Origin of the sequence: Ruegeria sp. (assembly GCF_028066395.1) — a bacterium.
In the GTDB taxonomy this organism is placed as follows: Bacteria; Pseudomonadota; Alphaproteobacteria; order Rhodobacterales; family Rhodobacteraceae; genus Ruegeria.
In genome coordinates, this window is record NZ_JALCBM010000113.1 from 1 (window position 1) to 6510 (window position 6510).

The 6510-nt window shown below is 60.9% G+C and carries 6 protein-coding genes; 3 read left to right on the forward strand and 3 right to left on the reverse strand.

Features of this window, described 5'->3' with window-relative positions; genetic code table 11:
- On the reverse strand, window positions 1-1118 hold a 1118-nt coding region (locus tag MPJ51_RS21120), incomplete at its 3' end, for a thiamine pyrophosphate-binding protein (protein WP_298390931.1).
- A gap of 425 nt (window positions 1119-1543) precedes the next feature.
- Between MPJ51_RS21120 and MPJ51_RS21125 the strand changes: the two genes are divergently transcribed.
- Both MPJ51_RS21125 and MPJ51_RS21130 read left to right on the forward strand, forming a co-directional pair.
- The gene (locus MPJ51_RS21125) at window positions 1544-2389 is read left to right on the forward strand and encodes a hypothetical protein (protein ID WP_298390933.1); all 846 of its coding nucleotides are present in this window, start codon (window positions 1544-1546) and stop codon (window positions 2387-2389) included.
- A gap of 48 nt (window positions 2390-2437) precedes the next feature.
- Entirely contained in the window at window positions 2438-2824 is a 387-nt protein-coding gene (locus MPJ51_RS21130; protein WP_298390934.1) for a VOC family protein, read from the forward strand.
- Window positions 2825-2989: 165 nt separating this feature from the next.
- On the opposite strand, the gene MPJ51_RS21135 is transcribed toward MPJ51_RS21130, so the two are convergent.
- Together MPJ51_RS21135 and MPJ51_RS21140 are read right to left on the reverse strand one after the other, a co-directional pair.
- Window positions 2990-3634, reverse strand: a complete 645-nt coding sequence (locus tag MPJ51_RS21135) for a response regulator transcription factor (protein ID WP_298390936.1) — start codon at window positions 3632-3634, stop codon at window positions 2990-2992.
- Window positions 3634-5061 (reverse strand): cache domain-containing protein, encoded by a 1428-nt coding sequence (locus MPJ51_RS21140; RefSeq protein WP_298390938.1) that lies wholly within the window; start codon window positions 5059-5061, stop codon window positions 3634-3636. Before MPJ51_RS21140 ends, MPJ51_RS21135 begins: the two co-directional genes overlap by 1 nt.
- 235 nt (window positions 5062-5296) lie before the next feature.
- On the opposite strand from MPJ51_RS21140, the gene MPJ51_RS21145 reads away from it, so the two are divergent.
- Complete coding sequence (locus tag MPJ51_RS21145) at window positions 5297-6379, forward strand: TRAP transporter substrate-binding protein (RefSeq protein ID WP_298390940.1); 1083 nt, start codon at window positions 5297-5299, stop codon at window positions 6377-6379.
- Window positions 6380-6510 lie beyond the last annotated feature (131 nt).

Sequence of the window (6510 nt, forward strand, 5' to 3'; positions counted from 1 at the left end):
TTGATCGACTTTTCGCTGTTGGTGAAGGCCAGACAGTTGACCTTGCGCCAGTCCGCGATCTGGGCCTGCCATTGCTTGACATTGGCCGCATCCGTCTTGCGCCCGCGCGCCTTCCAGACCTTCAGGATATCTTCCAGCACATGGGCTACATCGCCGACAATCGGGATATCCACCCGGATCACCTTGTTGATCGAGGACGGGTCGATATCGATATGCGCTTTCTTCGAGTTCGGCGAGAACGCGTCGATGCGTCCGGTGATCCGGTCATCGAACCGCGCGCCGACATTGATCATCAGGTCGCAGTCATGCATGGCCAGATTGGCCTCGTAAAGCCCATGCATGCCCAGCATGCCCAGCCAGTTCTCACCCGAGGCCGGATAGGCCCCCAAACCCATCAGGGTTGAGGTGATCGGAAAGCCGGTGGCATCCACCAGTTCGCGCAGCAACTGGCTGGCGGCAGGGCCCGAGTTGATGACGCCGCCGCCGGTGTAGAAGACCGGCTTTTTGGCGGTTTCCATCGCGGCAACCAACTCGGTGATCTCTTCCAGATCACCTTTCAGCACGGGCTGGTAATGCGAGGTCGAAGGTTTCGGCGGGCTGTATTCGCCATTGGCGAACTGCACGTCCTTGGGAATGTCGATCAGCACCGGGCCGGGGCGGCCGGATTTGGCGACGTGAAAGGCCTCGTGCAGGGTTTCCGCCAGCGAATCCGTGTCTTTCACCAGCCAGTTATGCTTGGTGCAGGGGCGGGTGATGCCGACGGTATCAGCCTCTTGAAACGCGTCCGAGCCGATCATGAAGGTGGGCACCTGCCCAGTCAGAACCACGATCGGGATCGAATCCAGCAAGGCATCGGTCAGGCCGGTCACCGCATTGGTGGCGCCAGGGCCAGAGGTCACCAGCGCAACGCCGGGTTTGCCGGTGGACCGCGCATAGCCTTCGGCGGCGTGCACCGCGCCCTGTTCATGCCGCACCAGAATGTGACGGATGTCATTTTGCAGAAAGATTTCGTCATAGATCGGTAGCACGGCGCCGCCGGGGTATCCGAATACCGTGTCCACGCCCTGATCCTTGAGGGCCTGAACCACCATCTTTGCGCCGGTCATCTCACGTGTCATCTGCTTTGCTCCGTTCGCGACATGTGTCTTGCGTGTTGCCAAAAAAAAGCCCCCGATGATGTCGGAGGCGCATGGGTTCGATTATGGTTTACCGTTACCGGCCCATGCGCGTGGTTCCTACGATTACGACTAGCGTTCTCATCGCCAGAGGCTCCTTCTTTGCGTGGCTTGGACATTATGAGCGGGGGGAAGGGGCGTCAACAGGCAATCGACCCAATTTCATGACCTGAAAGGCGAATTTTGCGACATTTTATTGCGCAAAATGCCGCATGCCCGGAATTTCCGCGAAAATAGGCCCGTTCCGGGGGGCGGATGGGCGGAATCCGACTTGTCAGATTGCGTCAGGGCGATGTCCGAAACGGGCCAGAGCTGTGGGCTGTGTTAGGGCAGGCTGGACCCATAGGCGCAGAACAGGGAGGCGGGACATGTTGCATGATCTGGTGGATCTGGGGCGGTATCCGATCGACCGCCCGGACTCGTGGGCCTATGAGCAGATGATCCGCGATTTGCGGCGCGAGCTGGATCAGGACGGCTGCGCGGTGCTGAACGGATTTGTGCATGAGGATGGGTTAGGGCATCTGCGGCGCGAGGCGGATGCGGTGGCGCCCAAGGCGCATCGGTCTTTCAACCGGACCAATGCCTATTTCACCAAGGATGATCCACGTTTCGGGATCGGCCATCCAGTGCGACGCTTCTATGACCGCTCGAATGCTTTTGTGCCTGCGGATAACTTCGGCAAGACCGGGCCGCTGCGGCGGATTTACGAATATCCCGGTTTCATGCCCTTTATCCGCACCGCGCTGAACGCCCCCGAGGATCGGTTCTTTCGCTATGACGACCCGCTGGCGGATGTGATCATCAACGTGGTCGAGGAAGGGCAGGGCTTTCCCTGGCATTTCGACACCAACAACTACACCGTGACGCTGGCGATCCAGAATGGCGAGACGGGGGGTGCGTTCGAATACGCCCCGAACCTGCGCAGCGCCGAGGATGAGAACTTCAAGGGCGTCACGGCGGTTCTGGATGGCGGCATGGCAGGGGTTCGACGGTTGGAGTTGCAGCCGGGCGATCTGCAAATCTTCAAGGGGCGCTATTCCCTGCACCGGGTCGCGCCGGTTGAAGGCGCGCGCAAGCGCTATGTGGGTATCTTTTCCTTTGTCGAGGCCGAGGGCATGTGCGGCGGGGTGGAACGGACCCGGCAGCTTTATGGTCGGGTGCTGCCGCATCACTATGAACGGGAAGGCACGCGCAAGGATCAGTTGCTGGATTGAGGCGGGGAACGCGGTAGACTGGTCCTGTTTCAGGTTAGGGGGCCGCTTATGTCTCGTGTATTGCAACTGACGCCGTTTGTCCTGTGTTCTTCATTGCAGAACCAGATTGATTTCTATTGTAACCGGCTGGGGTTCACCTGTGGCTTCCGGCAGGACAATTATGCCTTTCTGTCGCTTGGGCCGGTGGCGATCCGGTTACTGGAATGCCCGCCGCGCGCAGATGGGCGCCCTTTGGGGGATGAGCATTCTTTCTATGTGGATGTCGACGGGATCGACGCGCTGTTTGCCGAACTGGAACCCGGGCTGGCCGATCTGCCCGAGGGGCGAGTGCGTGCGCCTTTCGATCAGCCCTATCTACAGCGCGAGTTTCATGTGATCGATGAGGACGGCACATTGGTGTTCTTTGGCGAGGATATCCGGCCGCGCGGCGGGTAGCGCTCCCGCCCGTCGTCGATGCGCCTTGCGGCGCGCCTCCTCCGGTTGGGCCGGGCAGCGCTGCGCGCTGCCGTACCGTGTTTTTGTTTAGGGGACACGGTGGAAAGGCGCGTTCGACCGAAGGGAGAGGCAGCGCCTTTCAATGCAAATGAAATGCAAAGCGCGTCAGAAACTGTGGCCGGTGCCTTGCAGAACGCCATGTTCCATCGCGTAGCGGGTCAGACCGGCGGTCGACGAAATCCCCAATTTGCGCTTGATGTTCTTGCGGTGGGTTTCGACCGTGCGGACCGAGATATCCAGCGCCAGCGCCACCTCTTTGTTGGATTTGCCCTGCGCCAGTTCCAGCAGGATGGTCTGTTCGCGCCCGGTCAGCGCCTCGCGCGTGTTGCCCTGTTTGGGGGCAAGTGAGCCGCTGGCGCCGGTGCAGAGGTATTGTTCCCCCCGCATCACCGCGTCGATGGCCTGTTTGATTTCATCCGTGGGCACGTCCTTGAGGATATAGCCCTTGGCCCCGTGGCTGAGCGCGGTCGAAATATATTCCGGACTGTCATGCATCGACAGGATCAGGATGCGGGTTGCGGGCAGGCGTTCGAGGATGATCTCGGTCGCGCTGAGCCCGCCGAGGCCCGGCATGTTCAGGTCCATCAGGATCACGTCGGGCGACAGGCGGGGGGCCTGATCCACCGCCTCCTGCCCGTTGGAAAGGGTGCCGACCACCTCAACCTCGTCATAGCTTTCCAGCAGCGACTGGATGCCTTCGGCAACCATCGGGTGATCATCGACAATGAGAACTTTGATCGTATCGGGCATCAGGCACCGGTCTTTCGTTTGGGTGTTGCGTTTTCCTGCGGGGCCAGCATGCGGCTGAGCGGCAGGCTGACCTCGATCACCGTGCCGCCCCCGCGCGAGGACAGGATGCGCAGCGTGCCATCCAGCTGTTCGATGCGTTCCTGCATGTTGCGCAGCCCGATGCCGGTGCTGATCCGGCCCGGCTCGCGGCGCAGCCCGCAGCCATCGTCGGTGATGCGCATCGTTGCCCCCTTCTTGTGCCCCCGCAGGTCGATTGTAACGCAGGTTGCGCCGGAATGGCGTTCAATATTCGTCAGCGCCTCTTGCGCGATCCGATAGAGTGCGATCTTGCTGTCCTGATCCAGACGGTTGCGGAACACCACGGTCGAAAACTCGGTCTCGACGCCTGTGCGTTCGCGGAAATCGTCGGTCAGCGCCTTCAGCGCGGGGCCGAGGCCCAGATCGTCCAGCACGCCGGGGCGCAGGTCGCGGCTGATGCGGCGGACCTCGGTAATGGCGGTGCCCAGATTGTCGATGCCCTTTTCCAGCGGCGCCTGCGCACCCGTGTCATCGCCGCGCGACAGGCGGCGGCGGGCATTGTCCAGCGCATAGCGGACGCCAACAAGCAACTGGCTGATCCCGTCATGCAACTCGCGCGCAACGCGGCCGCGTTCCTCTTCCTGCGCGTCGAACACGCGTTGGGTCAGTTCCTTGAGCTTGGCATCGGCCAGCCTGCGCTCGCGGATATTCAGCAACATGCCCGAGGCGAAGACGATCAGCACCGCCGCCAGAACGATGCCACCGATGTAAAGGAAGGTGCGGCGCACCCGGGCTTCGACCTCGGCCCGTGCATTGGCGACAGTGGCGGTGATGTCGTCGATGAATACCCCTGTGCCGACCACCCAGCGCCAGTCCTGCAAGCCGACCACATAGGCGATCATCTCCGCCTCTTCCCCGGTTGAAGGCTTTTGCCACATGAAACTGTGCCATCCCGCGCCCTGACGGGCGAGGCGGATGAACTCGTCGACCACCGGCGTGCCGTCGCTGTCGGTCAGGCCTTCCCAGTTGCGGTTGATGAATGCGGTCTGGCGGGGGCTGACCAGATTGGTGCCGTCATAGTCATAGACGAAAAAGAACCCGTCCTTGCCGTAGATCATCGCCGACAGGATTTGCGTGACCAGCGCCTTGGCTTCCGCGTCATCCGGCGCGGCGCGCCCGTAGATATAGGCAAACCCGTTGCGGGCCTGGGTGACGTAGTTGCGCAGCTCGTCCTGTTTTGCTTCGATCAGGCGGTGTTCAAGGGCCTGTATCTCGCGCTCGGCCGTGGCGCGGGCCTGATAGGCCACCACCAGCGCAATCGCCGCCACCGCCGCGATCAGCGGAACCGCTGCGATCAGCGACAGCTTCTGCGCATAGGTCAGCGAGACCAGATTTCGAAATCCCCTCATGATCGAATCGATACGCAAGCCGGTGGGAAATTGCAAAAGGATTGGGTGGGGCAGGGCGGCATTCCCGGATATCTCAGCGAAATCGCCGGATTTCGGCGCCCAAAGGTGAAAAAAGCGCCCTGCCTACGCAGAACTAGGTATTCACATTCGGTTGAGTGCCATTAGGCTGGCGCGCATTGAAGACGAGTGCACCGGGGCAACCCGGGCATGGATAATATAGGGGAGGAACACTCATATGGATCGTCGTTCATTTCTGAAAACTTCGGCGCTGGGCGGCTCGGCTGCTGCGGCGAACACGCTGGCGGCTCCGGCTTATGCGCAGGGCAAGCGGACGCTGACCATGGTCACGTCCTGGGGTCGTGGTGCTGCTGGTGTGTTTGACAGCGCGCAACGCTGCTCCGACAGCATCAATGCAATGTCGGATGGTAACCTGACGGTAGATATCAAGGCAGCGGGCGAACTGGTCGGTGCCTTCGAAGTTTTTGATGCGGTGTCGTCAGGTCAGGCTGACATGTACCACGCGGCGGATTATTACTTTGTGGGTCAGCACCCGGGTTACGCCTTCTTCACCGCTGTTCCTTTCGGCATGACCGCGCAGGAACAGGTGAACTGGTATTACCATGATGGCGGCATCGAGTTGCATGACGAACTGGGTGAAATCTTTGGCCTGAAATCCTTCCTAGCCGGTAATACCGGTGCGCAGGCGGGTGGCTGGTTCTCGAAAGAGATCAACGGCCCCGAAGATTTCCAGGGTCTGAAGTTCCGTATGCCGGGCCTGGGTGGTCAGGCACTGGGCAAGCTGGGCGCATCGGTCCAGAACATCCCGGGATCGGAAGTGTATCAGGCGCTGTCCTCGGGTGCGATCGACGGCACCGAGTGGATCGGTCCGTGGGCCGACGAAAAGATGGGCTTCCAGGAAATCACCAAGACCTTCTATACAGCCGGCTTCCACGAACCTGCAGCCGGTTTGTCTCTGGCGACCAACCGCGACGTGTTTGATGAGTTGTCCCCGGCGCAGCAGAAGATCATCGAGATCGCCGCCGCCGAGGCGCATCAGTGGAATCTGGCGCAATTCCTGGCCAATAACGGTGCAGCGTTGCAGCGCCTGCAGTCAGGCGGCGTGAAGGTTCTGGAATTCCCGGACAGCGTTTGGGACGCCTTTGGTCAGGCCAGCCAGGAAGTTCTGGACGAGAACATGGGTGACGAGCTGTTCAAGAAAATCCACGACAGCGCAATGTCGTCGATGGCGGCGTCGTCTGCCTGGCTGAACCAGTCGTCGGGTGCCTATACCACGCAGCGCGACCGCGTTCGCGGTTAAGACTATCCGTTCAATGAAATCGGTTCCTCCGCGCAGGCGGGGGAACCTTTCCTGTTGCACTGTGCGCGGTTTGGAAAGACCGTGGTAACCACAAGTGCAACCGAGACGACCTGGGGACAATATGCAGGACG